Origin of the sequence: Duganella radicis (assembly GCF_009720825.1) — a bacterium.
Classification (GTDB): Bacteria; Pseudomonadota; Gammaproteobacteria; order Burkholderiales; family Burkholderiaceae_D; genus Rugamonas; species Rugamonas radicis.
The window spans coordinates 1-25,436 of the sequence record NZ_WNKY01000012.1; the positions used below are offsets into that span (position 1 = coordinate 1).

General features: G+C 65.3%; 24 protein-coding genes and 1 pseudogene. 9 read left to right on the top strand and 16 right to left on the bottom strand.

Annotated elements, in window-relative coordinates:
- Window positions 1-3,093 (bottom strand): PAS domain-containing hybrid sensor histidine kinase/response regulator family protein (locus GM676_RS12920; protein ID WP_155464019.1); only part of this gene is annotated, 3,093 nt, incomplete at its 3' end.
- A 117-nt stretch (window positions 3,094-3,210) separates the two neighbouring features.
- Window positions 3,211-3,965: pseudogene (locus GM676_RS12925) on the bottom strand (alpha/beta fold hydrolase).
- Between the two features lie 196 nt (window positions 3,966-4,161).
- On the opposite strand from GM676_RS12925, the gene GM676_RS12930 reads away from it, so the two are divergent.
- The 3 genes from GM676_RS12930 to fnr are packed head-to-tail and all read left to right on the top strand — an operon-like array spanning window position 4,162 to window position 5,695.
- On the top strand, window positions 4,162-4,374 hold the full coding sequence (locus GM676_RS12930) for a YgaP family membrane protein (protein ID WP_155464020.1): 213 nt from the start codon (window positions 4,162-4,164) through the stop codon (window positions 4,372-4,374).
- The gene (locus GM676_RS12935; protein WP_155464021.1) at window positions 4,371-4,889 is read left to right on the top strand and encodes an RNA polymerase sigma factor; all 519 of its coding nucleotides are present in this window, start codon (window positions 4,371-4,373) and stop codon (window positions 4,887-4,889) included. The genes GM676_RS12930 and GM676_RS12935 overlap by 4 nt, the downstream gene beginning before the upstream one ends.
- A gap of 47 nt (window positions 4,890-4,936) precedes the next feature.
- Window positions 4,937-5,695, top strand: a complete 759-nt coding sequence (gene fnr / locus GM676_RS12940; protein WP_155464022.1) for a fumarate/nitrate reduction transcriptional regulator Fnr — start codon at window positions 4,937-4,939, stop codon at window positions 5,693-5,695.
- On the opposite strand, the gene GM676_RS12945 is transcribed toward fnr, so the two are convergent.
- The 12 genes from GM676_RS12945 to GM676_RS13000 form a co-directional block, all read right to left on the bottom strand.
- Window positions 5,692-6,189 carry a FixH family protein gene (locus GM676_RS12945; protein ID WP_155464023.1) on the bottom strand — a complete coding sequence of 166 codons (498 nt, stop codon included), beginning with the start codon at window positions 6,187-6,189 and terminating at the stop codon, window positions 5,692-5,694. The two genes, fnr and GM676_RS12945, sit on opposite strands and share 4 nt — an antisense overlap.
- An 11-nt stretch (window positions 6,190-6,200) precedes the next feature.
- The gene (ccoG, locus tag GM676_RS12950; RefSeq protein ID WP_155464024.1) at window positions 6,201-7,586 is read right to left on the bottom strand and encodes a cytochrome c oxidase accessory protein CcoG; all 1,386 of its coding nucleotides are present in this window, start codon (window positions 7,584-7,586) and stop codon (window positions 6,201-6,203) included.
- Window positions 7,583-8,524, bottom strand: coding sequence for a cytochrome-c oxidase, cbb3-type subunit III (gene ccoP, locus GM676_RS12955; RefSeq protein WP_155464025.1), 942 nt, complete (start codon window positions 8,522-8,524; stop codon window positions 7,583-7,585). Before ccoP ends, ccoG begins: the two co-directional genes overlap by 4 nt.
- Window positions 8,517-8,681 carry a cbb3-type cytochrome oxidase subunit 3 gene (locus GM676_RS12960; protein WP_155464026.1) on the bottom strand — a complete coding sequence of 55 codons (165 nt, stop codon included), beginning with the start codon at window positions 8,679-8,681 and terminating at the stop codon, window positions 8,517-8,519. The genes ccoP and GM676_RS12960 overlap by 8 nt, the downstream gene beginning before the upstream one ends.
- A gap of 1 nt (window position 8,682) precedes the next feature.
- Window positions 8,683-9,297, bottom strand: coding sequence for a cytochrome-c oxidase, cbb3-type subunit II (gene ccoO / locus GM676_RS12965; RefSeq protein ID WP_155464027.1), 615 nt, complete (start codon window positions 9,295-9,297; stop codon window positions 8,683-8,685).
- Window positions 9,294-10,709, bottom strand: a complete 1,416-nt coding sequence (gene ccoN, locus GM676_RS12970; RefSeq protein WP_155464028.1) for a cytochrome-c oxidase, cbb3-type subunit I — start codon at window positions 10,707-10,709, stop codon at window positions 9,294-9,296. The genes ccoO and ccoN overlap by 4 nt, the downstream gene beginning before the upstream one ends.
- A gap of 76 nt (window positions 10,710-10,785) precedes the next feature.
- The gene (gene ccoS, locus GM676_RS12975; RefSeq protein WP_155464155.1) at window positions 10,786-10,935 is read right to left on the bottom strand and encodes a cbb3-type cytochrome oxidase assembly protein CcoS; all 150 of its coding nucleotides are present in this window, start codon (window positions 10,933-10,935) and stop codon (window positions 10,786-10,788) included.
- Window positions 10,935-13,382 carry a heavy metal translocating P-type ATPase gene (locus GM676_RS12980; RefSeq protein WP_155464029.1) on the bottom strand — a complete coding sequence of 816 codons (2,448 nt, stop codon included), beginning with the start codon at window positions 13,380-13,382 and terminating at the stop codon, window positions 10,935-10,937. Before GM676_RS12980 ends, ccoS begins: the two co-directional genes overlap by 1 nt.
- On the bottom strand, window positions 13,361-14,149 hold the full coding sequence (locus GM676_RS12985) for a sulfite exporter TauE/SafE family protein (RefSeq protein ID WP_155464030.1): 789 nt from the start codon (window positions 14,147-14,149) through the stop codon (window positions 13,361-13,363). Before GM676_RS12985 ends, GM676_RS12980 begins: the two co-directional genes overlap by 22 nt.
- Window position 14,150: 1 nt before the next feature.
- The gene (gene hemN, locus GM676_RS12990) at window positions 14,151-15,563 is read right to left on the bottom strand and encodes an oxygen-independent coproporphyrinogen III oxidase (RefSeq protein ID WP_155464031.1); all 1,413 of its coding nucleotides are present in this window, start codon (window positions 15,561-15,563) and stop codon (window positions 14,151-14,153) included.
- Window positions 15,564-15,569: 6 nt separating this feature from the next.
- On the bottom strand, window positions 15,570-17,189 hold the full coding sequence (locus GM676_RS12995; protein ID WP_155464032.1) for a methyl-accepting chemotaxis protein: 1,620 nt from the start codon (window positions 17,187-17,189) through the stop codon (window positions 15,570-15,572).
- Between the two features lie 110 nt (window positions 17,190-17,299).
- Window positions 17,300-18,220: a DUF808 domain-containing protein gene (locus GM676_RS13000; RefSeq protein WP_155464033.1), complete on the bottom strand. Its 921-nt coding sequence runs from the start codon at window positions 18,218-18,220 to the stop codon at window positions 17,300-17,302.
- Between the two features lie 99 nt (window positions 18,221-18,319).
- Between GM676_RS13000 and GM676_RS13005 the strand changes: the two genes are divergently transcribed.
- Together GM676_RS13005 and GM676_RS13010 are read left to right on the top strand one after the other, a co-directional pair.
- Window positions 18,320-18,958 (top strand): LysE family transporter, encoded by a 639-nt coding sequence (locus GM676_RS13005; protein ID WP_155464034.1) that lies wholly within the window; start codon window positions 18,320-18,322, stop codon window positions 18,956-18,958.
- Window positions 18,959-19,036: 78 nt separating this feature from the next.
- A complete protein-coding gene (locus tag GM676_RS13010) occupies window positions 19,037-20,977 on the top strand; it encodes a DUF6600 domain-containing protein (RefSeq protein ID WP_211923220.1) in 1,941 nt (646 codons plus the stop codon).
- 1 nt (window position 20,978) lies between these two features.
- On the opposite strand, the gene GM676_RS13015 is transcribed toward GM676_RS13010, so the two are convergent.
- Window positions 20,979-21,461 (bottom strand): phage regulatory CII family protein, encoded by a 483-nt coding sequence (locus tag GM676_RS13015; protein ID WP_155464035.1) that lies wholly within the window; start codon window positions 21,459-21,461, stop codon window positions 20,979-20,981.
- Window positions 21,462-21,577: 116 nt separating this feature from the next.
- On the opposite strand from GM676_RS13015, the gene GM676_RS13020 reads away from it, so the two are divergent.
- The 4 genes from GM676_RS13020 to GM676_RS13035 all read left to right on the top strand — a co-directional run bounded on the left by GM676_RS13020 (window position 21,578) and on the right by GM676_RS13035 (window position 24,371).
- Window positions 21,578-22,429 carry a hypothetical protein gene (locus tag GM676_RS13020; RefSeq protein WP_229262665.1) on the top strand — a complete coding sequence of 284 codons (852 nt, stop codon included), beginning with the start codon at window positions 21,578-21,580 and terminating at the stop codon, window positions 22,427-22,429.
- 1 nt (window position 22,430) lies between these two features.
- Window positions 22,431-23,207 (top strand): DUF2491 family protein, encoded by a 777-nt coding sequence (locus GM676_RS13025; RefSeq protein ID WP_155464037.1) that lies wholly within the window; start codon window positions 22,431-22,433, stop codon window positions 23,205-23,207.
- Window positions 23,208-23,237: 30 nt separating this feature from the next.
- On the top strand, window positions 23,238-24,026 hold the full coding sequence (locus GM676_RS13030) for a hypothetical protein (RefSeq protein ID WP_155464038.1): 789 nt from the start codon (window positions 23,238-23,240) through the stop codon (window positions 24,024-24,026).
- Window positions 24,027-24,095: 69 nt separating this feature from the next.
- Window positions 24,096-24,371, top strand: a complete 276-nt coding sequence (locus GM676_RS13035) for a DUF493 family protein (RefSeq protein ID WP_155464039.1) — start codon at window positions 24,096-24,098, stop codon at window positions 24,369-24,371.
- A 103-nt stretch (window positions 24,372-24,474) separates the two neighbouring features.
- Here GM676_RS13035 and GM676_RS13040 read toward each other — a convergent pair whose 3' ends face one another.
- Window positions 24,475-25,368, bottom strand: a complete 894-nt coding sequence (locus GM676_RS13040; RefSeq protein ID WP_155464040.1) for a transcriptional regulator GcvA — start codon at window positions 25,366-25,368, stop codon at window positions 24,475-24,477.
- Between the last annotated feature and the right edge of the window lie 68 nt (window positions 25,369-25,436).

Sequence of the window (25,436 nt, forward strand, 5' to 3'; positions counted from 1 at the left end):
CGCCACCGGCGCGGCGACCGCCGGCTGGGCCGGCCGCGGCAGATGGCGCCGCAGCACCGCCAGCATCTCGTCCACCTCGATCGGCTTGGGAATGAAGTCGGTGATGCCGGCCTCGCGGCTGCGCTCGCGCTCGGACTCCAGCACGCCGGCCGTCATGGCGATGATCGGCAAGCTCAGCTTGAGTTCCTGGCGCAGGATGCGGGTGGCGGTGAAGCCATCCATCACCGGCATCTGCATGTCCATCAGCACCATGTCGTACTCGGCCGGGCGGGCGCGCAGGATCTCGACCGCCTGGCGGCCGTCGCCGGCGATGTCCAGCGTGGCGCCGGCGTGTTCCAGGATGCCGCGCGCCACCGCCTGGTTCAGCAGATTGTCTTCCACCAGCAGGAAATGGATGTCGGCCAGGCTGCCGACGACGCCCTGCTCGGCCGCCGCCTGCTGGTCGGCCTCGCCCTGGGTGGCCAGCGCCTGGTGCAGCGCGTCGAACAGGCTGGAGCTGGTGATCGGCTTGACCAGCACCACGTCCGCCTCGTGCGCGCTGGAGATTTCCTCGATGCGGTCGCGGGCGAAGGCGTTCAGCATCACCACGATCGGTTGCGGCCGCCCGGCCGGCGCGCTCGCGCTCGCCGCCGCGCGGATGCTCTTGGCGGTGGCCAGCCCGTCCATGCCGGGCATGTGCCAGTCGGCCAGCACCACGTCGTACGGCTGGGTTTGTTCCAGGCTTTGGCGGTAACGCCGCAGCGCGGCCTCGCCGGAATCGACCTCGTCCGCCTGCCAGCCCCAGGCACGGATCAGGCGCGCCACCAGCTCGCGGCTGGTGCGGTTGTCGTCCGCCACCAGCAGGCGCAGCTGGCCCAGCGCCGGCTTGCGCCGTTCGTCGGTCTGGTCGGCCTGGATGTCAAACGGCAGGCTGAACCAGAAGGTCGAGCCCTGCGCCGGCTTGCTGCTGACGGCGATCTGGCCGCCCATCAGCTCGATCAGGCGCTTGGTGATGGCCAGGCCCAGGCCGGTGCCGCCAAAGCGTCGGGTGATGCTCTGGTCGCCCTGCGAGAAGGCGTTGAACAGCTGGCCCAGCTGGGCCTCGGTCATGCCCATGCCGGTGTCGCGCACATCGAAGCGCAGCAGCGCGTTGCGATCGTCGCGCGCGGTCAATTGCACGCTCACCACCACCTCGCCCTGCTCGGTGAACTTGATGGCGTTGCCGGCCAGGTTGACCAGGATCTGTTGCAGCCGCATCGAGTCGCCGCGCAGGCGGTTGGGCACGGCCGGGTCGACGCTGATGGCCAGCTCCAGTTCCTTGTCGCCGGCGCTCATGGTCATCATGGTGGCCAGCGAATCCATCACATCGTTGAGCGCGAAGTCGACCGGCGACAGCTCCAGCTTGCGCGCCTCGATCTTGGAAAAGTCCAGCACGTCGTTGAGGATGCCCAGCAGCGACTGGCCCGACACCCGCACCATGTTCAGGTACTTGCGCTGCTGCGGCGACAGCTGGGTATTGCCGAGCAGGTAGACCATGCCCAGCACCGCGTTCATCGGCGTGCGGATCTCGTGGCTCATATTGGCCACGAAATCGCTCTTGGCGCGATTGGCGGCCTGGGCGCGGTCGCGTTCGCGCTCCAGCTCCAGCGCCCGCTCCTCGACCTCGATGCGCAGGCGGTGGCGCTCGGTGATGTCGGAAATCACCGCCAGCACCTTGGTGCCCTGGTCGGTGCGCACCGCGCTCAGGTTGACCTCGATCGGGAACTCGCTGCCGTCGCGGCGGCGGCCGTACAGCACCTTGCCCTGCCCCATGCGCACCGGCTCGGCGCTCAGGCGGTCGGCGAAGAAGCGGTTGCGGTGCGCCGCGTGCTGCTCGCGCAGGCGCTCCGGCACCAGGATTTCCAGCGGCTGGCCGAGCACCTCGTCGCGCTCGTAGCCGAAGCAGCGCTCGCCCTCGCGGTTGAAGGTTTCGATGCGGCCGTCCACCCCCACCACGACGATCGTGTTCGGCGCGAACTCGACCAGGCTTTGCAGGCGGGCGTCGGCCGCCAGCCGTTCGTGCATCAAATCGTTGAAGGCCGAGGTCAGCTGGCCGACCTCGTCGCGCGCGTGCACCGGCAGCGGCGTGAAGCGGGCCGGGTGGGCGCGCAGCCCGACAATCGCGTTGCGCAGCTTGACCAGCGGCGCCATCAGGCGCAAGGTCAGCGCGCTGATCAGCAGTGCGGTCAGCACGGCGGCCACCCCGCTCCAGATCAGCACGCGTCGCAGCACGCCGTCGAAGGGCTCGAAGGCTTCCTCGGCCGGCAACGAGGTGGCCAGCAGCCAGTCGACCGACTTCAGCCGCTTGTAGCTGTTGAGGGTGGGCTTGCCGTCGCCCAGGCCCATCACCGTGCCCTCGAAATCGCCTTCCAGCGCGCGCGTGGTGGCCGGGTTGGCGTTGGCCGCGCGCGGCTTGAGCAGGCGCGTGATGTCGGGATGCAGCACGTACACCGGATTGTCGCTGCGGGTCAGCGCGAAGTAGTAGCCGCTGCGGCCGACCTTGGCGGTGCGCAGGTGGCCCAGCAGGTTGTCCTTGTACAGGCGCAGCACGCCGATCAGCACGCTGGTGACTTCGCCTTTGTCGTTGAGCACCGGCGCCACCATCTGCACGATGGGCTGCTTGTTGGCGCGGCCGATCAGCGGTTCGGTGATCAGCGGCTTGCGGGTGCGCATCACGGTCTTGAAGTAGGCGCGGTCGGCAGCGTCGATGCCGACCCGGCCCGGCACCAGCGGCAGGTCGGAAATGATCTTGCCCCGCGGGTCCATCACCAGCAAATCGTCGAACAGGGCCAGCACGGCGCGGTTCTGGTAGTACTCGCGCAGTTTTTCGGCCGAGGTGCCAAGCGCAGCCGGCTGGTTGCGGGCCGATAGCGCGATGATATCCAGCAGCATGGTCAGCTTGTCGTCAAGCTCTTGCGCGGCATGGTTGATCAGCGCGGTCTGTTGCGTGAACAACACCCGCTGGTAATCTTCCTGCATGCGCCGGGTCAGCACCAGCGTGACCAGACCGATCATCAGCACCGAGGTGATGCTGGTGGCAAGCGCGACTTTAGCCTTGATGCCGAGAGGCTGCATATCATCCTTGATGTATGGGGGGCTGGACCGATTCTCCTATCAAAGGCTGACGTTGGCAAGAAGGAAAAAGCCAGCGTGCCCGGGGCGCGCTGGCTTTTTTCAAGGCATGAAACGGGATTAACGCTGGGCCGCGGCCAGGATCACTTCCGCCACCTTGGCCGGCTGCGACACCATCGGCACGTGGCTGGTCGGCAGGGTGGTGGTGACGGCGTTGATTTTTTTGGCGAACGCCTGCTCCAGTTCCGGCGCGATCATGCGGTCCTTGCTGGCAACGATGTAGTAGTTGGCTTTGTTCTTCCACGCGGCCACGGTGGTGGTTTCACCGAAGGCTTTGGCGGCGATCGGGCCTTGGGTGGCGGCGATCAGCGCGGCCTGTGCCGGCGTCACGTCCTGGGCAAAGTTCCTGGCCACCGAGTCGGCCGGCAGCCAGGCGTAGCCGCCGGCGTCCACTTGCAGGGTGGCGATGCCAGGGGGCACGGCGTAGTCCTTGCCCAGGTTGCCGGTGGCCTCGCCTTCCGATGGGGCGAACGCGGCCACGTAGACCAGTGCCTTGATCTTGTCGCTGGTGCCGGCCTGGGTGATCACGGTGCCGCCCCACGAGTGGCCGACCAGCACCACCTTGCCGGTTTGCGCATCGACCACGCGCTGGGTGGCGGCGACGTCGTCCGCCAGCGAGCTCAGCGGGTTCTGCACGGCGACGACTTTATAACCCTTGGCTTGCAGGATGGGAATCACCTTGTCCCAGCTGGAGCCGTCGGCGAAGGCGCCGTGGACCAGCACGATGGTGGTGTCGTTGGCCGGCGTGGCGGCGTGGCGGCGTGGGCGAAAGCGGTGGCGGCCAGCAGGGCGGTAGCGATCAGGGTGCGTTTCATGGTGGTTCTCCTTACGTTATGTAGTGAATTAGTTAGCGATTCAATCGCGTTCGATGCGTTGATGGGTGAACTATAGCTCGCAATTCAATCGCATGCAATAGGTTTTAAAAAATATTTTTCCGGCCGCGAATCCGAATCTCCGCCACCGCCCTCTTAGCTGGCGAGGGACTTCCTCGATCACCTTTTGGAGTGCACAATGTTCTACGTTAAAAATGTACCAGGCTGGGAGCGCGTGCTGCGCGTGGTGCTGGGCCTGATCGTCGCGGTGGCGGCGCTGGCGCTGCTGGGCGGCCTGTGGGGCACGGTGGTGGCGTTGTCGGCGGCCGGCATCGTCGCGTCCGGCCTGTTCGGTTTTTGCCCGATGTGCGCCATGGTGGGCCGCCGTCTGGACCAACAAAGAAAACCATGAGTCTTGCGGAACAACACATGCCGGTGCTGGACGCCGCCCATCGCGGCGATCCGGCCGCGCTGGCGCAATTGCTGCGGCTGTGCCAGCCCGACATCCGCCGCTACGCCCAGCGCAATTGCCTGATCGGCGATGTCGACGATGCGGTGCAGGAAGCGTTGCTGGTGTTGTCGCGCAAGCTGTCGTCGGTGCGCATGCTGGCGGCGTTTTCCGGCTGGTTGTTCCAGGTGGTCAAGCGCGAGTGCCACCGGCTGGCGCGCACCGCGCTCGGCCACGATCCGTGGGACGATGAGCGCGCCGAGCAATGGCTGGCCGGCCAGGACACGGCCTGCCTGCGCATCGAGTTGATCCGCGCGCTGGAGTCGCTGCCGGCCGATTATCTGAAGGTGGTGCTGCTGCGCGACTTCGCCGAGTTGTCGATCGCCGAGATCGCCGAAGAGACCGGCGACTCGGTGGCCGCCGTGAAAAGCCGCTTGCATCGTGCAAGGCAAATGGCGCGCGAATACCTGATCGGATGACTGCGAAATAGGCGCGCAACCGGAGGCCGATCGGCTACACTAGCCGCATGATAAAAGAACTTCCTTCGCTGGTCATTCCCGGCGCGACGATCGAAATCCTCAAGGCCAGCTGTGCCTCGTGCAGCATGCACCAGCTGTGCTTGCCGATGGGGCTGGACAACAACGACATGGAGCGGCTGGACCAGATCATCGGCCGCCGCCGCAAGGTCGCGCGTGGCGCCACGCTGTTCCGCATCGGCGACGCGTTCCAGAATTTGTATGCGATCCGTCTCGGTCACTTCAAGACCTACCAGGTCAACCGCGAGGGCGCGGAACAGATCACCGGCTTCCAGATGGCCGGCGAGCTGCTGGGCATGGACGCCATCAGCGCCGACCAGCACCATTGCACCGCCGTCGCGCTGGAGGACAGCGAAGTGTGCGAGATTCCTTTCGCGACGTTGCAACAGCTGCTGGCCGAAATGCCAACCTTGCTGCGCCACTTCCACCGCATGATGAGCCAGGAGATCACGCGCGAGCAAAGCGTGATGCTGTTGCTGGGGAATATGCAGGCCACCCAGCGCTTTGCCGCCTTCCTGATCAACCTGTCGTCGCGCTACGAGGCACGCGGCTATTCGCCGAACACCTTCCAGCTGCGCATGTCGCGCGAGGAGATCGGCAATTACCTCGGGCTGACCATCGAGAGCATCAGCCGCCTGCTGTCCAAGTTCAAGAAGGAAGGCCTGGTGCGCGTCAGCAACCGCGAAATCGAATTGCTCGATACGCGCATGCTGAAAGCCATCACCGCCGGCACCGAAACCTGCGGTTAATCAGGCAGCAATGCGATGCCGCGCTGCGCCGGCCAGCTCCAGCTGCCGGCCAGGCGCCACTCGCGCTTCGGCCCCTCCACCAGCACGATCCAGCGGCTGCGCTCCAGCAGCGGCAGCGATGCGCTGAACGTGCCATTCTCATCCGGCACCAGCATCAGCTTGATGTCCTTGTCCGGCAGCGTGGCGTGCGACAGGTGCAGCAGCAGCGGGCCGGTTTCCTTGCGGTTGATGCGTCCGCTCAGCACGCCGGTGGCGGCATCGTAGCCGAGCGCCATCGACAAGCCCATCTGCGCGGCCACGTGGTCGCGCCGCAAATCCTGATTGATGGCCTTGCCCTGCTTGTAATAATCGCCCACCACCAGCGCATCCGGCGCCGACATGGCCAGGTAAGCCGTATAAATACTGGCCACCGCCACGATGGCCGGGCCGGCCATCAGCAGCCACGGCCAGCGTTGCTTCCACCATGGGGTAACCGGCATGGTTAAGGTACTCATGATCTTTCTCCTCAGCGCGGCACGATGAACACCGCGGATTCCTTCACATGCAGCGACGCGTCGTCGACCGCGGTCAGCGTCACGGCGATCTTGTTCGAGCCCGGCTTGCCGGCGCCGTGCGCGGTACGCAGCCGCATCGGGTACGCCTTGGTCTCGGTGGCGTCCACTTGCACGCGGTCGGACGTGACCTGCGCCAGCGTGTCGACCCCGCTCACCGCGATCTTGTACACATGCGCTTGCTCGGACGTGTTCATGATTTGCAGGCGGTACACGTTCTCGATCATGCCGTCCTCCACCTCGCGCCCCATGGAACCACGGTCGCGGATCACGTCCAGCTTGAGCGGCATGCGCAGGTACAGCGCGGCGCAGGTGGCCAGCACAATCAGGCCCAGCACGGCGCTGTAGATCTTCACGCGCGGGCGCAAGGCGCGCCGGCGGATCTCGGTCGGCGTCAGATGATCCTCCATGGCGCGCTCGGTGCTGTAGCGGATCAGGCCGCGCGCCTGGCCGGTCTTGTCCATCACCGTGTTGCAGGCGTCCACGCAGGCGGCGCAGCCGATGCATTCGTACTGCAAGCCCTTGCGGATATCGATGCCGGTCGGGCACACCTGCACGCACAGCGAGCAATCGATGCAGGAACCGCCGTTGCCGTGGCTGTTCTTCGACAGCGGGCCGCGCGGCTCGCCACGCTTGCTGTCGTAGGTGATGATCAGGGTGTCGCGGTCGAACATCGAGCTCTGGAAGCGGGCGTACGGACACATGTATTTGCACACCTGCTCGCGCATCCAGCCGGCGTTGCCGTAGGTGGCGAAGCCGTAGAACAGCACCCAGAACCATTCCCACGGACCGAAGTTCAGCGTCGCCACCTCGCCCATCAAATGCGTGATCGGCGTGAAGTAGCCGACGAAGGTAAAGCCGGTCCACAGCGCCACCGCGCCCCAGGCCAGATGCTTGGCGCTCTTCTTGCCGAACTTTTTCAACGAGGCCGGCTGCCGGTCCAGCGCGATGCGGGCACTGCGCTTGCCTTCGATTTTGCGTTCTATCCACAGGAAGATTTCGGTGTACACCGTTTGCGGACAGGCGAAGCCGCACCACACGCGCCCGGCCACCGCCGTCGCCAGGAACAGCAGGTAGGCGCTGATGATGAGCAGCAGCGCCAGGTAGATGAAGTCCTGCGGCCACAGCACCAGTCCGAAGATGTAGAACTTGCGCGCGCCCAGATCGAACAGCAGCGCTTGCCGGCCGTTCCATTGCAGCCATGGCGTGCAGTAGAACGCCAGCTGCGTCAGCCAGACAAACAGCCAGCGCAGGCGGGCATAGCGGCCGTCCGTTTCGCGCGGATAGATTTCCTCGCGGGCGGCGTACATCTTGATGACTTGGGGCTGCGGGGCGTTCATTTTTCAGCTACCGGAGGCGGCGGGTCGTTGGGATGGTTGGACAAGCCCCACACGTAGGCGGCCAGCACGTGCACCTTGGCGTCGCCGAGGAAGTCCTCGAACGGCGGCATGGTGGCGGTGCGGCCCTTGCGGATGGTTTCCATGATGGTTTCCGGGCTGCCGCCAAACAGCCAGATCTTGTCGCTCAGATTGGGCGCGCCCAGCGTCTGGTTGCCCTTGCCGCCGGCGCTGTGGCAGGCCATGCAGGCGCCGAACTTCTCTTTGCCGAACACGGCCTTGATCGGGTCGTGGGTCGATTCGGACAGGCTCAGCACGTAGTGGGCGACGTTTTCCACATCCTTGTCGCTGCCGAGGGCAGCGCCCATCGGCGGCATGGCGCCAATCCGGCCGTGCAGGATGGTTTCCTTGATGGTGGCCGGCTCGCCGCCGAACAGCCAGTCCTTGTCGGTCAGGTTGGGGAAGCCCTTGTTGCCGCGCGCGTCCGAGCCGTGGCACTGGGCGCAGTAGGTCAGGAACAGGCGCTCGCCGATGGCGCGCGCTTGCGGATCGGCCGCCACCGCTTTCAGATCCTGCTTCTGGTACTTGGCGAACAGCGGGCTGAAATCGGCGTCGGCTTTTTTCAGCTCGTCCTTGTACTCGGCGCTGGAAGTCCAGCCCAGCTTGCCGGCGTAGGTGCCGAGGCCCGGATACAGGAACAGGTAGGCCAGGCCGAACACGATCGTCAGGTAGAACAGCCACATCCACCAGCGCGGCATCGGCGTGTTCAGTTCAGTGAGATTTTCGTCCCACACGTGGCCGGTGGTGTCGATCTTGCCCTCGGCGTTCTTGTGCAGCTTGACCTTGGATTGCGAATACAGCAGCACGCCGCAGCCGATCACGCCCAGCAGCGTCAGCACGACGATGTACCAGTCCCAGAAGCTGTTGGTGAAGTCAGCCATGGCGCGTTCCCTCCTCATCGTCGGCGAACGGCAGCTGCGCGGCGGCGGCAAAGTCGGTTTCCTTGTGGTGCACATAGGCCCACCACAGGATGCCGGAGAAGGTGATGAAGGAAACGACCGTCATCACGCTGCTGGCATGGTTAAACAGGGTATCCATGTTAATTCCTTGTCTTGATCAGGGTGCCCAGGCCTTGCAGGTAGGCCACCAGGGCGTCTTCTTCGGTCTTGTCCTTGAGCTCGTCCGGCGCGGCGGCGATCTCGGCGTCGGTATAGGGCACGCCGACGCGGCGCAAGGCCTTCATCTTCGGCACCACCTCCGCCGGCACGAGCGAGGTTTTGGCCAGCCACGGATAGTTCGGCATATTCGATTCCGGCACCACGTCGCGCGGGTTGTTCAGGTGGGTGCGGTGCCATTCATCGCTGTAGCGGCCGCCCACGCGCGCCAGGTCGGGACCGGTGCGCTTGGAACCCCACTGGAACGGGTGGTCGTAGACGAACTCGCCCGCCACCGAGTAATGGCCATAGCGCTCGGTCTCGGCGCGGAACGGGCGGATCATCTGCGAGTGGCAGTTGTAGCAGCCTTCACGCACATAGATGTCGCGGCCGACCAGGCGCAGCGGCGAGTACGGCTTGAGGCCGGCCACCGGCTCGGTGGTCGATTTCTGGAAGAACAGCGGCGCGATCTCCACCGCGCCGCCGACGCTGACCACCAGCGTCACCAGCGCGATCAGCAGCCACGGGTTTTTCTCGATCCATTCATGAGAGAATTTCATGCCAGCTCCAGTCCGGGAATACGGGCGACAGCGGTGTCGCGGTTACGCAAGGTCATCCACGTGTTGTAGGCCATCACGCACATGCCGCTCAGGTAGAGGAAGCCGCCGGTGAAGCGCACCACGTAGTACGGATAAGTGGCTTTCACGCTTTCGGCAAAGGTGTAGGTCAGGGTGCCGTCCGGATTGACCGCGCGCCACATCAGGCCCTGCATCACGCCGGCGATCCACATGGCGGCGATGTACAGCACGATGCCGATGGTGGCGACCCAGAAGTGCAGGTCGATCAGCCTGGTCGAGTACATCTTCTGCTCGCCGGCCAAGCGCGGCAGCAGGTAGTAGATCGAACCCATGGTGATGAAGCCCACCCAGCCCAGCGCGCCGCCGTGGACGTGGGCGATGGTCCAGTCGGTATAGTGCGACAGCGCGTTGATGGTCTTGATCGACATCATCGGGCCTTCGAAGGTGGCGATGCCGTAGAACGACAGCGAGACGATCATGAACTTCAGGATCGGATCGGTGCGCAGCTTGTGCCAGGCGCCCGACAAGGTCATCATGCCGTTGATCATGCCGCCCCAGCTTGGCGCCAGCAGCACCAGCGAGAACACCATGCCGATCGATTGCGTCCAGTCCGGCAGCGCGGTGTAGTGCAGGTGGTGCGGGCCGGCCCACATGTAGGTGAAGATCAGCGCCCAGAAGTGCACGATCGACAGGCGGTAGGAGTACACCGGACGCTCGGCCTGTTTCGGAATGAAGTAGTACACCATGCCGAGGTAGCCTGCGGTCAGGATGAAGCCCACCGCGTTGTGGCCATACCACCATTGAATCATGGCGTCCTGCACGCCGGCGTACACCGGGTAGGACTTGAACAGCGAGGCCGGCATGACGGCGCCGTTCACCACGTGCAGGATGGTCACGGCCAGGATGTAGCCGGCGAAGAACCAGTTGGCGACGTAGATGTGCTTGACGCGGCGCTTGAGCAGGGTGCCGAAGAACACCACGGCGTAGGCGATCCACACCACGGCGATCAGGATGGCGATCGGCCATTCCAGTTCAGCGTATTCCTTGCCGCGCGTGAGGCCCATCGGCAGCGTGATGACGGCGCTCACGATCACCGCCTGCCAGCCCCAGAAGGTAAAAGCGGCAAGCTTGTCCGAGAATAAACGCACTTGGCAGGTGCGCTGCACCACGTAATAAGAAGTGGCAAATAAACCGCAGATGCCGAACGCGAAAATCACCGCGTTGGTGTGCAGCGGGCGCAGGCGGCCGTAGGTCAGCCACGGTATGTCGAGATTGAGCGCCGGCCAGGCCAGCTGGGCGGCGATAATCACGCCCACCAGCATCCCGATGACGCCCCAGACTACCGTCGCCACAGCGAACTGTTTGACGACCTTGTAGTTGTAGTGTTGATCCAATTGAGTTCTCCCCAGAACACTTTGATGATGTAGGTCAAAGATTACTTAGGAGCACCTTAAAAAACTTTGATGTGGATCAAAATGTGCTGTCATCGTCCTGGAGGACGCGATACGCCGGGCCGACCAGATCGTCGAACTGACCGTCGTCGGAGGCGCGGAAAAAAATCCACAGCGCGGCAAACACCATCGCCACGCTGAGGGGGATCAGTAAGAACAATGCTTCCATCATGAGCTCCTGCGGAGACGTAAAGCGTTGAGCACCACCACGGCGGAACTGACCGCCATGCCGACGCCGGACAGCCAGGGATTGAGCAGGCCGAACGCGGCGGCGGGAATCGCCGCCACGTTGTACACCGTGGCCCAGCACAGGTTCTGGCGAATGATGCGCATGGTGCGCGCGGCGGTGCGGGCGCTGTCGGCCACCGCGCTCAGGCGGCCGTTGAGCAGTACCGCGTCCGCATGCGCCTGCGCCAGCGCGGCGCCGCCGCCCATGGCGAAGGAGACGTCGGCGGCGCCCAGCACGGCGGCGTCGTTGATGCCGTCGCCCACCATCGCCACCACGCAGCCGCGCCGTTGCAGCTGCTGCACGAAGTTGAGTTTATCGGCCGGCAGATAGCCGCCGACGGTGGTTTCAATGCCCAACTGGTCGCCAACGCGGCGTGCCAGCACATCGTCGTCGCCGCTGACCAGCACCATGGTCTTGCCGCGTTTGCGGAAGTAGTCGACGGTCTCTTGCGCATCGGGACGCAGGCCGTCGTGCAGGTGAAAGCAGGCCAGCCACTGGTCTTCCACGCCAAGATAGACCGGTGTGACACCCTCGGGCACGTCGCGCAGCGGCGCTGTGCCGGTGATGCCGGCGACGAATTGCGCGCTGCCCAGGCGGTAACGGCGGTTGTGCACCACCCCTTCCAGACCGCTGCCCGCGGTTTCGGTCAGCGAGGAGGCATTCCAGTTTTCGCGTCCTGCCTCGTCGGCGGCCGCGATGATGGCGCGCGCCAGCGGATGCGCGCTGCCGGCTTCCAGCGCGGCGGCGATTTGCAGGCAGAAGCCGGCGCGCATGGCGCCCAGCGTCTGTACTGTTTGCAGCACCGGCCGGCCCCAGGTCAGCGTGCCGGTTTTATCGAGCACGATGTGGGTGGCGCGGTGCAAGGTCTCCAGCGTTTGCGCGCCGGTGATCAACACGCCCTGCCGCAACAACTGGTCGGTGGCGGCGGCCAGTGCGGTCGGTGTGGCCAGCGACAGCGCACACGGACAGGAAACCACCAGTACCGCGATGGCGATCGGCCATGCGCGCACGGCGCTGCCATCGAGCAGGAACCAGAAGCTGAACGCGGCCAGCGCAAACATGAGCAGGCCGGCCACGAACCACGCGGCCACGTGGTCGGCCCATTGCGCGATGCGCGGCTTCTCCCCGCCGGCGCGGTGGATCAGTTTAATCAGATCGGACAAGGTGCTGTCCTGCGCGCGCCTGGTGACGCGGGCGAGGATCACGCTGCCGGCGTTGATGGCGCCGCCGGGAATGGCGTCGCCCACATGCTTCGGCTGCGGCGCGCTTTCGCCGCTCAGCAGCGACAGGTCGAGCGAGGTGCGGCCGTCGATGATGATGCTGTCGGCGGCCACCGCTTCGCCGGGTTTGATCACGATCACGTTATCCACAGCCAGCGCCGCCGCGCGCACGATGGTGGCGGCGTGGCTGGCTGGATAATGCTCCAGCAGCGAGGCCGACGCCGGCAGTGCGTGTTGCAGGCGCTCCAGCGCCGCGCCGGCCTTGCGGCGCGCGCGCAGTTCCAGATAGCGGCTGCACAGCAGCAGGAAGATGAACATGGTGACTGAGTCGTACCACACCTCGCCCTTGCCGCTGACGGTGGCGATCACGCTGGCGCCAAAGGCGGCGGCGATGCCCAGTGCCACCGGCACGTCCATGCCCGGCGCGCGTGCGCGCAGGCTGGCCCACGCGCCGCGCCAGAACGGCAGCGCCGAGTAGCAGATGGCCGGTAGCGTCAGCAGCAGGCTGGCCCAGCGCATCAGGGCGGCCATGCTGTCGTCCAGCGTGCCATCTTCGGCCAGGTAGGCGGGAGCGACGTACATCATCACCTGCATCATCGACAAGCCGGCCACGAACAGCTGGCGACCCAGCGTGCGCGCGGCGAGCTGCTGATGGTCGGCGTGGCGGCCGGCGTCATAGGGCCAGGCGGTGTAACCGATGGTGTGCAGCGCGCCGAGAATGTCGCCGGGTTTGCAATCGTCGCTGCGCCAGCGCACGTAGAGTTTTTCGGTGGCGACGTTGAGCTGTGCGCTTTCCACGCCGGGCAGGCGTGTCAGGCGCTGTTCGATCAGCCACACGCAGGCGGCGCAGCGGATGCCTTCCACGGTGAAGGTGGATTCGCGGCTGTCCTCATCGAGGGCGAAGCGCGGATCGGTGTTGTCGTACAGTTGCAGTTCGGGCGGCAGCTGCTGCGCACCCTCGGCGCTGTTGGCGTAGGCGGTGCGGTCGCGGTAGTAGCTTTCCTGTCCCAGATCGACGATGGTTTGCGCCACCGCCGCGCAGCCGGGACAGCACATGGCGTGTTCGACGCGGTCGATCGATACCATCCACGTGGCGTCGCCGGGCAAGGCCTGGCCGCAGTGGTAGCAGACTGCCGGAGCGTCTTTCAGGCGTGTGGTGTGAGGCATAACATATTCATCCATTCAGGCGTGATGCCACCGGCGGCGCGGGCCAGGCCGATCACGCCAAACGCCAGCACCAGCAGGCCGGCGGCGATGCGCACGGGACGGCGCCGCATGGCCTGCTGTACGCGCGCGCCCAGCAGGCCAAGGCCGGTCAGCATCGGCAGGGTGCCGAGGCCGAAGGCCAGCATCACGGCGGCGCCGTCGGCGGCCGAGCCGCTGAGCATCGCGGTGGTGAGCACGCTGTAGACCATGCCGCAGGGGAGCCAGCCCCATAGCGCGCCAAGGGTGAAGGCTTTGGCTGGCGTGTCGGCAGGCATGAGCGGCTTGATGGCGGGCGAGATGTGGCGCCACAGCACGCGGCCGCCCTGCTCCAGCACGGCGAGTCCGCGCCAGGCGTTCATCAGGTACAGGCCGAGGGCGATCAGCATGGCGTTGGCCAGCCAGTAAAAACTCAGCTGCACGCCCGCCAGCGCGGCCATGCTGCGCGCACCGCCCGCCACGCCGCCCGCCAGTGCGCCGGCGATCATGTAGCTGCCGATGCGGCCAGCGTTATAAGCGAGGACGTAAACCCAGTCGTCCCGGCGAACGCCGGGACCCATAGAACGCGTGCCTGCACGCTCAGCATAGATTCCGGCGTTCGCCGGAATGACGGCTACGGGTTTCCGGGCGGTGGCGGAAATCGCTGTGACGATCCCCCCGCACATGCCTGCGCAGTGGATGCTGCCGGCCAGGCCGACCACAAACACCGGCAATAGCTGTGCGCCGTTCATATCAAATCGTTTTCGAATAACGCAGCGGTTGCGGCGCGACCTCCTGCGCCATGCCCAGATAGCGGTCGAACACCATGCAGATATTGCGGATCAGCAGACGGCCTTTCGGCGTCACCGAAATCCATTCGTCATCGATGGTGAGCAGGCCGTCGTCCTCGAACGCTTTCAGCTTCACCAGCTCCGTCATGAAATACTGGCGGAAGCGGATCGGAAAACCCTGCTCGATCGACGACATCGACAACTCGAAATTGCACATCAACTTTTGAATCACGATCCGGCGCAGCAGATCATCGTTATCCAGCTTGATGCCGCGCGTGATCGGCAGCACGCCGCTCTCCAACTTTGCGTAATACGCATCCAGCGTCTTCTCATTCTGGCTGTAGGTGGCGCCGACCGCGCTGATGGCCGACACCCCGCACGAAATCAGCTCCGACTCCGAGCGCGTGGAGTAGCCCTGGAAGTTGCGCTGCAAGCGGCCCTGCCGCTGCGCCACCGCCAGCTCGTCGTCCGGCTTGGCGAAATGGTCCATGCCGATGTAGATGTAGCCGGCCGCGCACAGGCGCTCGATGCTCATCGCCAGCAATTCCAGCTTGACCGCCGGCGACGGCATGTCCGCTTCCGAGATGCGCCGCTGCGGCTTGAAGATGTGCGGCAGGTGCGCGTAGTTGTACAAGGCGATGCGGTCCGGATTGGCGGCGATCACCTTGTCCAGCGTTTGCGCCATGCTGTCCTTGGTCTGCTTGGGCAGGCCGTAAATCAGATCGATGCTGATCGAGCGGAAGCCGGCGGCGCGCGCGGCGTCCATCACGGCGCGCGTTTCGGCTTCCGGCTGGATGCGGTTGACCGCCTTCTGCACTTCCGGATCGAAGTCCTGCACGCCCAGGCTGATGCGGTTGAAGCCCTGCTTGCGCAAGCTGTGCACGCGCTCCACGCTGACCGTGCGCGGATCGATCTCGATCGAATACTCGCCATGCGCATCGTCGGCGAAATCGAAGTTGGCGCGCAGATGCGCCATCAGGTCGCCCATCTGCTTGTCGCTCAGATAGGTCGGCGTGCCGCCGCCGAAGTGCAGCTGCTCGATCTGGCCCATGCCGTCGAACAGGCGGCCCTGCATGTCGATTTCCTGTTTCAGGTAGCCGAGATACACGGCGGCCTTGCTGTGATCCTTGGTGACGATCTTGTTGCAGCCGCAGTAGTAGCACACCGTGTCGCAGAACGGGATGTGGATGTAAAGCGACAGCGGCCGGCGACTGCGGCGCATGCGCAGGCCGGCCACCGCTTCCAGGAACTGGCCGTAGCCAAAGTCGCTCTGGAAGCGGTCCGCGGTCGGGTACGAGGTGTAGCGCGGGCCGGACTGGCTCAGTTTGCCGATGATCCCTGCATCGAATTCAACGGGTGGAAATGGCGTGTTCATGATGGTTTATGCCGCAAGACGTTTCAGGTGCGTGGCCGGGCGGCGTGCCGCGCGCGGCGGGCCGAATTTGAACAGGCTGACCGCTTGCGTCAGGCCGCCCGCCTCCAACGCCAGGCTGGCGGTGGCCGCCGCCGCTTCTTCCACCAGCGCGGCGTTCTGCTGCGTGACCTGGTCCATGTGGGCGATGGCCGAATTCACCTGATCCACGCCGATGCTTTGCTCTTGCGAGGCGACCGAGATTTCTTTCATGATGGCGGTCACCTGCTGCACCGAGGCCACCACTTCCTTCATGGTGGCGCCGGCGCGGTCGACCTGCGCCATGCCGGCGCTGACCTTGCCGACCGAAACGTCGATCAGGTTCTTGATGTCCTTGGCGGCGGTGGCGCTGCGCTGGGCCAGGTTGCGCACCTCGCCGGCCACCACCGCAAAGCCGCGGCCTTGTTCGCCGGCGCGCGCCGCTTCCACGGCGGCGTTCAGCGCCAGGATGTTGGTCTGGAAGGCGATGCCTTCAATCAGGCCGATGATGTCGACGATCTTGCGCGAGGAGCTGTTGATCTCGTCCATGGTGGCGATGACGTCGGCCACGATCTCGCCGCCCTGCACCGCCACCTCGGAGGCGCTTTGCGCCAGCTTGTTGGCCTGTTCGGAGTTGTCGGCGTTCTGCTTCACGGTGGAGGAGAACTGCTCCACGCTCGACGCGGTTTCCTCCAGGCTGGCCGCCTGCGCTTCGGTGCGGCCGGACAGGTCGGCGTTGCCGGCGGCGATCTGGCGGGTGGCCACGGCCATGGTCTCGACGTTGACGCGCACATCGCGGATGGTGGCGATCAGGTTGCTGTTCATTTGCTGGAGGGCGCGCAGCAGCTGGCCCACTTCGTCGGTGGCTTCGGTGTCGAACGAGCCGGAGGACAGGTCGCCGGCGGCGATGGCACGCGCGCCATGCAGTGCGCGCTCCAGCGGTTGCAGCACCGAGACGCGCAGCGTGTACCACAGGAAGACGTTGATCAGCAGGCCGAAGAAGGTGGCGGCAAAGATGCCGTAGTTCTGGGCGCTGGTGCCGTTCAGCAGCGCGGCGGCGCACACCACCACCTGCAGCACGTTGACCACGCTGGTGGCTAGCCAGATGCGCATGCCGAGCGACACATGGCTCAGGCGCGACAGCAGCGAGCCGACGCCGGGCTGGATCACCTGGCCGTTCTTGATGCGGATGCGGTGGCTGGATTCGGTGCGGATGGTTTTGTAGGCCTGTTCGGCCCTGGCGACCTGGTTGCGCTCCGGGCGCGTGCGCACCGACATGTAGCCGATGGTGCGGCCGTTTTCGCGGATCGGCGTGACGTTCGCACGTACCCAGTAAAAATCGCCGTTCTTGCAGCGGTTCTTGACGATGCCGGTCCACGGCGTGCCGGACTTGATCGAGGCCCACAGGTCGGCGAACGCCTCGGCCGGCATGTCCGGGTGGCGCACGATGTTCTGCGGCGCGCCAATCAACTCTGGTTCACTGAAACCGCTGATCTCCGTGAAATACGGATTCACGTAGGTGATATTGCCGTTCAGATCAGTTTTCGAAACGATGGCCTGGTCATCCAGGACTTCCACTTCGAGGTTGGTAACAGGTTGATTGTTGCGCATGACGTAACTCCGGCTGAGATTTATTGCTGTATCGCAATAGGCATAGCCAGTTTACGTAGTCCACCCCGCAAATTTATTGATGTAGATCAAAAACCCCCGGATTGGGCGTGTTAGTCGCCTTTTTTGAATAGGCTTAACATTTTGCTACCGGCTGTCACCACCACCAGCGCCAAGGCGCCGGCGATGACGCCGGTGACGGCGTCCAGCACGGTGGGGACGACCGTGCCCAGCGCCGGGCCGGCGGCTTCGGCGGCGTGGTGGATCAGATCGTGGGCGAACGGCAGGCCGTGGGTCAGGATGCCGCCGCCGACCATGAACATGGCGACGGTGCCGACCACGCCCAGCAATTTCATCAGCTTGGGTGCGGCGCTCAGCAGCACCCGGCCCAGCGCGCGCACGGCCGCGCCGCCGCGCTGACTCAGGTAGAGGCCGGCATCGTCCATTTTGACGATGGCCGCCACCAGGCCGTACACGCCCACCGTCATCAGCAGGGCGATGCCGACCACCACCGTCACCTGCTGGGTGAACGGCGCGTTCGCCACCGTGCCCAGCGCGATGACGATGATTTCGGCCGAGAGGATGAAGTCGGTGCGCACCGCGCCCTTGATCTTGTCCTTTTCCAGCGCCATCAGGTCGACGTCCGGATTGGTCAGCGCTTGGTGCAGTTCGTTCTTGTGGTGTGCGTCGTCGGCGCGGTGCAGCAGGCTGTGGGCGATTTTCTCGAAGCCCTCGAAGCACAGGTACAGGCCGCCGACCATCAGCAGCGGCGTGATGGCCCACGGCGCAAAGGCGCTGATCGCCAGCGCGGCCGGCACCAGGATGGCCTTGTTCTTGAGCGAGCCGACGCCCACCGCCCACACCACCGGCAGCTCGCGCTCGGCGCGCACGCCGGCCACCTGCTGCGCGTTCAGCGCCAGGTCATCGCCCAGCACGCCGGCGGTTTTCTTGGCCGCCACCTTGCTCATCGCGGCGACGTCGTCGAGGATGGTGGCGATATCGTCGATCAGGGCTAACAGGCTGGAACCGGCCATTTGGGAAAACTCCGTGTGTGGTTGGATCAGCAATATTAACCCAAGCGCGAGGGCGGGCGATACCGCTACAATAGGGATCGCTTATTTGAAGGAATTGTCATGAGCTTCGCCACCTGGTTCACCTTTTTCGTCGCCGCCTGCATCATCGCCATCTCGCCGGGCTCGGGCGCCGTGTTGTCGATGTCGCACGGCCTGTCGTATGGCGTGCGCCGCACCACGCCCACCATCGTCGGCCTGCAAAGCGGCTTGCTGGTGGTGTTGTTCATTGCCGGCGCGGGCGTCGGTTCGCTGCTGCTGGCGTCGGAGGTGGCGTTTAACATCGTCAAGACGGTGGGCGCGCTGTACCTGATTTACCTCGGACTGAGCCAGTGGCGCGCCAAGGTCAGCATCGGCGAGCAGAAGCGCGCGGAAGTGGCCGTGCCTTCGGTGAAAAAGCGCTTCCTGACCGGTTTCCTGACCAATGCCACCAACCCCAAGGGCATCATTTTCATGGTGGCGGTGCTGCCGCAGTTCATCACCAAGGACGCGCCGCTGCTGCCGCAGTTGCTGATTCTGGCGGTGACCATGTGCTGCATCGACTTGGTGGTGATGCACAGCTACGCTTTCCTGGCCTCGTCCATGCAGCGCTTCTTCCGCGACGCGGGCGCGGTGAAAAAGCAGAACCGGGTGTTCGGCGGGCTGCTGATGGCGGTCGGCGCGGCGCTGTTCTTCGTCAAGCGCGGTGGCGCCACCGCCTGATTTGTAACCCCGTGTAACCCATGTAGTCGAATTGAAACGTGCGGCGTTAAATCAATCATATCCACAGGAGACGCTGCCATGAGCCGCAAAATCATCCATACCGTCGTGCTGGCCGCTTTGGCCGGCTGGAGTGCGTTGGCCCTCGCCGAAGACCCGCCCGCCATGGTCGGGCGTATTTCCAGCGTCCAGGGCCAGGTCACGCTGGTGGGGGATGGCGAGCCGGTCGGCGCGTCGCTGAACTGGCCGGTGACGGCTTTCAATCACATCAATACCGCGTCCGGCGCGCGCACCGAGTTCCGCGTCGGCTCGACGGCGGTGCGGGTGGATGGCGATTCCGATCTGGAAATCACCGGCATGGACGACGATTTGCTGCGCCTGCGCCTGAATTACGGCAGCGTCAGCATCCGCGTGCGCAGCCCCGAGCTGTTGCGCGATTTCGAACTGAGCACGCCGCAGGCGCGCATCACCATGATCGAGCCGGGCGTGCTGCGGGTGGACGTGGACCGTACGCCGGACACCAGCCAGATCACCGTGCTGGCCGGCGCGGCGCGGGTGGAAGGCGCCGGCTCGTCGGTGGTGGTGAACAATGGCCGCCATGTGGATGTCGGCGCGGAGGACGTGCGCACCAGTGTGGCGCGGCGCGATGGCTTCGATATCTGGGCCGAGGACCGCGACCGGCTCGACAGCGTGACCAGCACCACCCGCTTCGTCTCCAACGGCATGACCGGCTACGAGGAGCTGGACCGCAACGGCAGCTGGACCGAGAGCGTCGAGTACGGCCCGTTGTGGACGCCGCGCAATGTGGCGATCGACTGGGCGCCGTATCGCGACGGCCGCTGGATCTGGCTGGCGCCGTGGGGCTGGACCTGGGTCGATAACGCGCCGTGGGGCTATGCGCCGTCGCACTATGGGCGCTGGGTGCTGGTGAATCGCCGCTGGTGCTGGGCGCCGGGGCGTCCGGTGGGCCGGCCGGCGTGGTCGCCGGCGCTGGTGGGCTGGGTGGGCGGCAATGGTGGCGGCAATCATGGCGGGCCGGGGCTGGGCTGGTATCCGCTGTCGCCGCGTGACCGCTTTGTGCCGGGCTACCGCGTGTCGGCCGATTATGAGCGCCGGGTGACGTGGACGCATAACGGCAAGCCATTCTCGCCGCGCAACGATTGGAATGGTCGCCGCGATGGCCTGACGGTGCTGCCGCGCGATCAGTTTGAAGGACGCCGCAATGTGGTGGTCAATCGCAATACGCCGGTGATCCCGGCGACCAATTTCGTGCATAACGCGACGCAGGTGACGCCGCCGCAACCGACGGGCCGCAACCGCGGCGGCTGGGGCGACCGCGACCATGATGGCATCCCGGACCGCTATGACCGCAATGATGGACGTACTGATCGCAACGACCGCAACGACCGCAACGACCGTCCGGGCCGGGTGATCACCGCGCCGTCGCAGCCGGTGCAGGTGTCGCCGCAGCAGCCGCGCGGCCATATCAGCACGCTGGCGCCGAACCAGTTCGGCCAGCCGGACACGCCGCCGCAGACCATCAATCCGAACGATGTGCGCATCGATGTGCGTCCGCGCTACAACCAGCCATCGCAGCCGCACACGCCGATGACGGCGGCGCCGGTGATACAAGTCGCGCCGCAGCCGCCGCAACAGCCGCCGGTGAACGATCGCAATGATCGATATGATCGTTATGACCGCAACGACCGTGGCGACGACAACCGCCGTTTCCGCCAGCGAGAGGAGCAGCCGCAGCAGCGTCAGCAGCCGACGCCAATGCCGATGCAGCAGACCCAGTCCGGGCAATCACAGCCACGTCAGTTCACGCCGCCGGCGCAGCCGCCGCAGCAAGCGCAGCCACAGCCACAGCCGCGCCAGTTCACGCCGCCGCCGGTACAGCAGCTGCCGCAGCAAGCGCAACCGCAACAGCCTCAGCGCGAACACCGCAGCGAGCCACGTCACGAACCGGAGCGCCGCAGCGAGGAAAAAGGCGATCGCCGCAACCGCCAGAACGACAAGTAAGTTATTGCTGGGCCTTGAGGCGCAAGCGCGCGCGCCACTCGCCCAGCGCCGACAGCGCGCCCTGGAACTCGCGCTCGATCAGATCCGCCTCGGCCGCGGTCACCTTGCCATCCATCAGCGCGCTGGACACCGCTTCCGCCACCGCCCCCACCTGACTCATCACCTTGCACACCGTCTGCGATAAATCGTCATCGCCGATGGTGTCCGGCGCCGGCACGATGAATGCCGCCATGCCATGCCGCGTCAGCAGCGCGTGCAGCGGCAGATGGGCGTCGTTGACGCCCGCCTTGTGGCACAAGTCCACCACCGTCGACACCTCTTCAAACGAGGGATAGTGCGACGCAATCGTCGGCGCCAGCTTGTTGCGCAGGACGTTGACCGAGATCCCCATCGCCTGCGCCAGGGCGTCGATGCCGCCGGGATAAGCGCGCGCCACCTTGTAAAGCGCGTCGTGCTGATTCATGTCCAGGTATTTGCGAGTCATGGTGAAGCGTGCCTTTTATTACCGATGCAACCGCGAACGCGCGGCGCTATGCTGTTTTTCATTCAACTTCTTTGTGAAACGACATCATGAAGTCATTTCGATCTGCGCTGCTTTTGATGGTTTGCCTTGCCTTTCTGGGCAACGTGCCGGCGGAAGCGCGGCCGGCCTCACATTCTGGCACATCGTCGGGGTTTAAAAGCGGATTTTCTTCACAAAAGAGCAACTCCGCCGCGCACAGCCGTCCGGCGCCGCCGCCGGCCAACCGCCAGAGCGGCCCGGGAGCGTTCGGCAAGCAGGCCGGTTCGCCGGCCCAGCCGCAGCGCGGCACCTCGGCCATGTCGCGCGATGTCGACCAGAGCGCCGCCCGCCAGCGCGCCCTCGACACGCTGGACCAGCGCCGCAACGCCAACGCCGCGCTGCCGCCGCTGAACGATACCTTGCGCTCGCCGGCGCAACCACAACCGCAGCGCCCGGCACCGGCGTACGGCGCGCCGCCATACGCCGGGCCGCCGCCGGTCTACGCCCCGCCGGCCCAGCAGTCGAGCGGCCTGATGCACGGCCTGCTGGGCTTCATGTTGGGCCGCGCCATGAGCCAGAGCAACCAGCCGGTGGCCTACCCGACCACCAGCCCCCAGCCGGCGCCCAATCCCGCGGCGACCGTGCCTGACGCGGCAGTGGCGAACCCTGGTGCCACGTCCGGGACCACCGCCGTCGGGATCGGCGCCGCGACCGGCGCGGCAACGACGCCGGATACCGGCATGGTGGGCGGCATGCCCGGCCTCGGCCAGCCGGCCCCGGCCGCAGCGCAGCCGCCAGCCCCGCCGCCCGAGCCATCGTTCCTGGCCCGCGTGTTGCGCTGGTTCGCCTGGCTGTCGGTGCTGAGTCTGTTGGGCTGGGCCGCCGTGTACTCGGTGCGCAAGTTCCGCCGCCTGCGCGCCGCTCCGAATTATTCGTTTGAAAGGAATTGAGATGGGCTGGACCGATGCAGTTAACTACCTGCGCAACGGCGCGGCCAAGCTGGCCGGCAACGACGCCCCGCGCACCGACACCGATCTGCCGCTGGGGGCGCGCATCGGCAGCGTGGTCGGCATCCAGCAATCGCCGCTGCTGCGCGCCGTGGCCGACGGCTCGTTGATCGTCCTGCCGGACGCCGACGACACCCGCATCGTGGCGGTCTCGCAAATCCGCCTCAAGCAATCCGGCGGCCTGTACCGCTACTACCTGGAAACCGGCGACCGCGACGACAAGGAGAAGTTCTTGCAGGTCTACCAGAACGCCAGCGGCCAGGTCAGCGAGATCATGTACTGCACCCAGCTGGCGCGCGTGATCCCTGAAACCGCCGAGGACCAGGACGCCTACACCGGCCAGTCCGGCGCCGGCCTGGGCGACCGCAGCTACACCCTGTGGCGCGAGCAACTGGCCGATCTGGACCTGGATCTCGAACTGATCTTCGGCGCCGAGGACGGCCTGGACTATTGGCGCGACGCAGGCGATCCGGAAACGCCCTACATGCCGCCCTTCACCGGCACCGAAACCCGGCTGGACGACGCCAGCGGCAGCACCGGCTTGCGTCAGGAAATGTATTTCATGCCGTACGTGCGCCAGCTGCGCGGCGGCGGCCACGAGTATCTGCTGATCACGACGGAAATCATCCACAGCGTGAACGGCGACCCGAGCAAACGCGGGATCCATGTCGACTTCGTCATTGGCATCCCGGTGGAGCAGCAACGCGTCGTTATCCAATGATGCGCAACTTTTGAAACGAGGAAGACTGACATGAGCAACTTGAATGGCTGGGGTTTGACCGCGCGACTGATCACCAAGCATTTTGGCGCGCTGGGCAATCGCGTTTCCGAGGCGATCGCCAACTTCGATCCTGAAACCGCCACCGAGGCCGACCGCGACCGCCTGGCCGACAATCTGCGCAGCGCCGCCCAGAAGCTGGCCGCCGCCCGCGCCGCCTTCAACAAGGAGGCCGAGGACGTGGTCAAGCTGCGCCAGCTGATCGCCACCGACGAACAGGCCGCCGGCACGCTGGCCGAGCGTCTGGCCGCCGGCAAGATTTCGGAATCGACCATCACCCTGTTCTGCGACGAGCTGGAAGGCAACAAGGCGCGCCTGCCGCAAGAGCTGCAAGAGGAAGCCGACGCCAGGCAGTACATGGACGAGCTGCAAACCATTGTCGACGCCCTGTCCAAACAGCTGGCCGAGTTCGACGCGCAGGCGAAAAAGGCGATGCAGGCGCTGGCCTCGGCGCGCGCCCAGCAGGATTTGCAGCAGCTGCGCGCCGAGCGCCAGGCCCAGCTGGCCGGCCTGCAAGGCATGCGCGGCCAGTCCAGCGCGCTGAGCGCCCTGACCCGCCGCGCCGAAAGCATCCGCAACGATGCCGAGGGCTTGCGCATCGTCACCGACATCGGCCAGAAGCCGCTGGATCAGGCCGCCGAGCTGGAGGCGATCCGCAAATCGGTCAGCCAGCCGGCGCTGGGCAATGAGTCGGCGCTGGCGCGCTTGCAGCGCTTGTCCGGCCAGCCTGCGCAGGAGCCGCTGGCGCTTGCAAAGTCCTGATCGGGCTACAATATAGGGTGATTGCCGTCATTGTGGCGGCGGTCACCTATTATTAGATTGGAAAGTATTATGCGCGCCATCCCACCATCAGAGTCCCTCATCGAATATCCGAGCGACTTCCCGATCAAGGTTATGGGGCCGACTCACGAGGATTTCGCCCCGACCATCATTCTGGTCGTGCAAAAGCATGACGCCGAGTTCCACGAAGGCCGGCTCGAAGTTCGCCCTTCGGCCAAAGGCAATTACACCGGCCTGACCTGCACCGTGCGCGCCACCAGCCGCGAGCAGCTGGATGCGCTGTACACTGAGCTGTCGGCGCACCCGATGGTCAAGATCGTGATGTAAGAGGTCGCTTAAAAAAGAGCGCAGCTTCGTTGCGGCTCCTGGCCGTGCAGGCGCACTGTCTTCGTCGCCGCGCCTCGCTGCGCTCATTTTGAAGCAACCTCTCTCAGGCTTGCTGGCGCTGGAAGGTGGCAATCTCCTCCAGCAGCCAGTCGCGGAACGCCTGCACCTGCGGCTTGCTGGCCGCGTTGGGCGGCGTGACGAAGTAGTATTCATCCGGGCTGGGCGAGGCGATGTCGAACAGCCGCAGCAGCTGCCCGGAGGCGATCTCCTGCATCGCCACCACGTGCCGCACCAGCGCCACGCCGTTGCCGTCGGCAGCGGAACGGATCAGCATCGATAAATCCTCAAACAGCAGCCCGCCCGCTGGTTCCGGCAGGTCCAGCCCGGCCGCGTTGAACCACGGCGTCCAGTGTTCGACCGAGCGCAATAGCGTGTGCCGTGCCAGGTCGGCAGGCGCCACAGGCAGTTGCCCACCGCGATAGTGGGGACTTACCACCGGGTAGTACACGTCCCCCATCAGCCGCAATACCACCATGCCCGGATAGTGGCCGCGCCCGAAGCGGATGCCCACGTCCACCCCCTCGCGCGCCAGGTCTTGCAGGGCGCCGCTCGATTGCAGCACCACCTCGATATCCGGATACAGTTCGATGAAACGCCCAAGCCGCGGCGCCAGCCAGCGCGCTGCGAACGAGGGAATCGACGTGATCGTCAGCCGCTGGCTGATGCTGGCCGCGCGCATGGCGTCGGTGGCGGCGGCAATGTCGGCAAAGGCCTTGCCAAGAAACTGGGCGAACTTCAGCCCGTCGTTAGTTATTTTCACCTGCCGGCCGTGGCGCACGAACAGCGGCCTTCCCAACTCCTCTTCCAGACCGCGCACCTGATGGCTGATGGCGCCGTGCGTCAGGTGCAACTCCTCCGCCGCGCGCGAGAAATTCTCGTGGCGGGCCGCCGCCTCGAAGGCGCGTAATGCGGAAAAATTGGGCAGGCGGCGTGTCATCCTGTGGATAACTATGTGAGTAAAACTAACAAGAATTGCGAAAATATACCGTTATACAGGTACTTAAA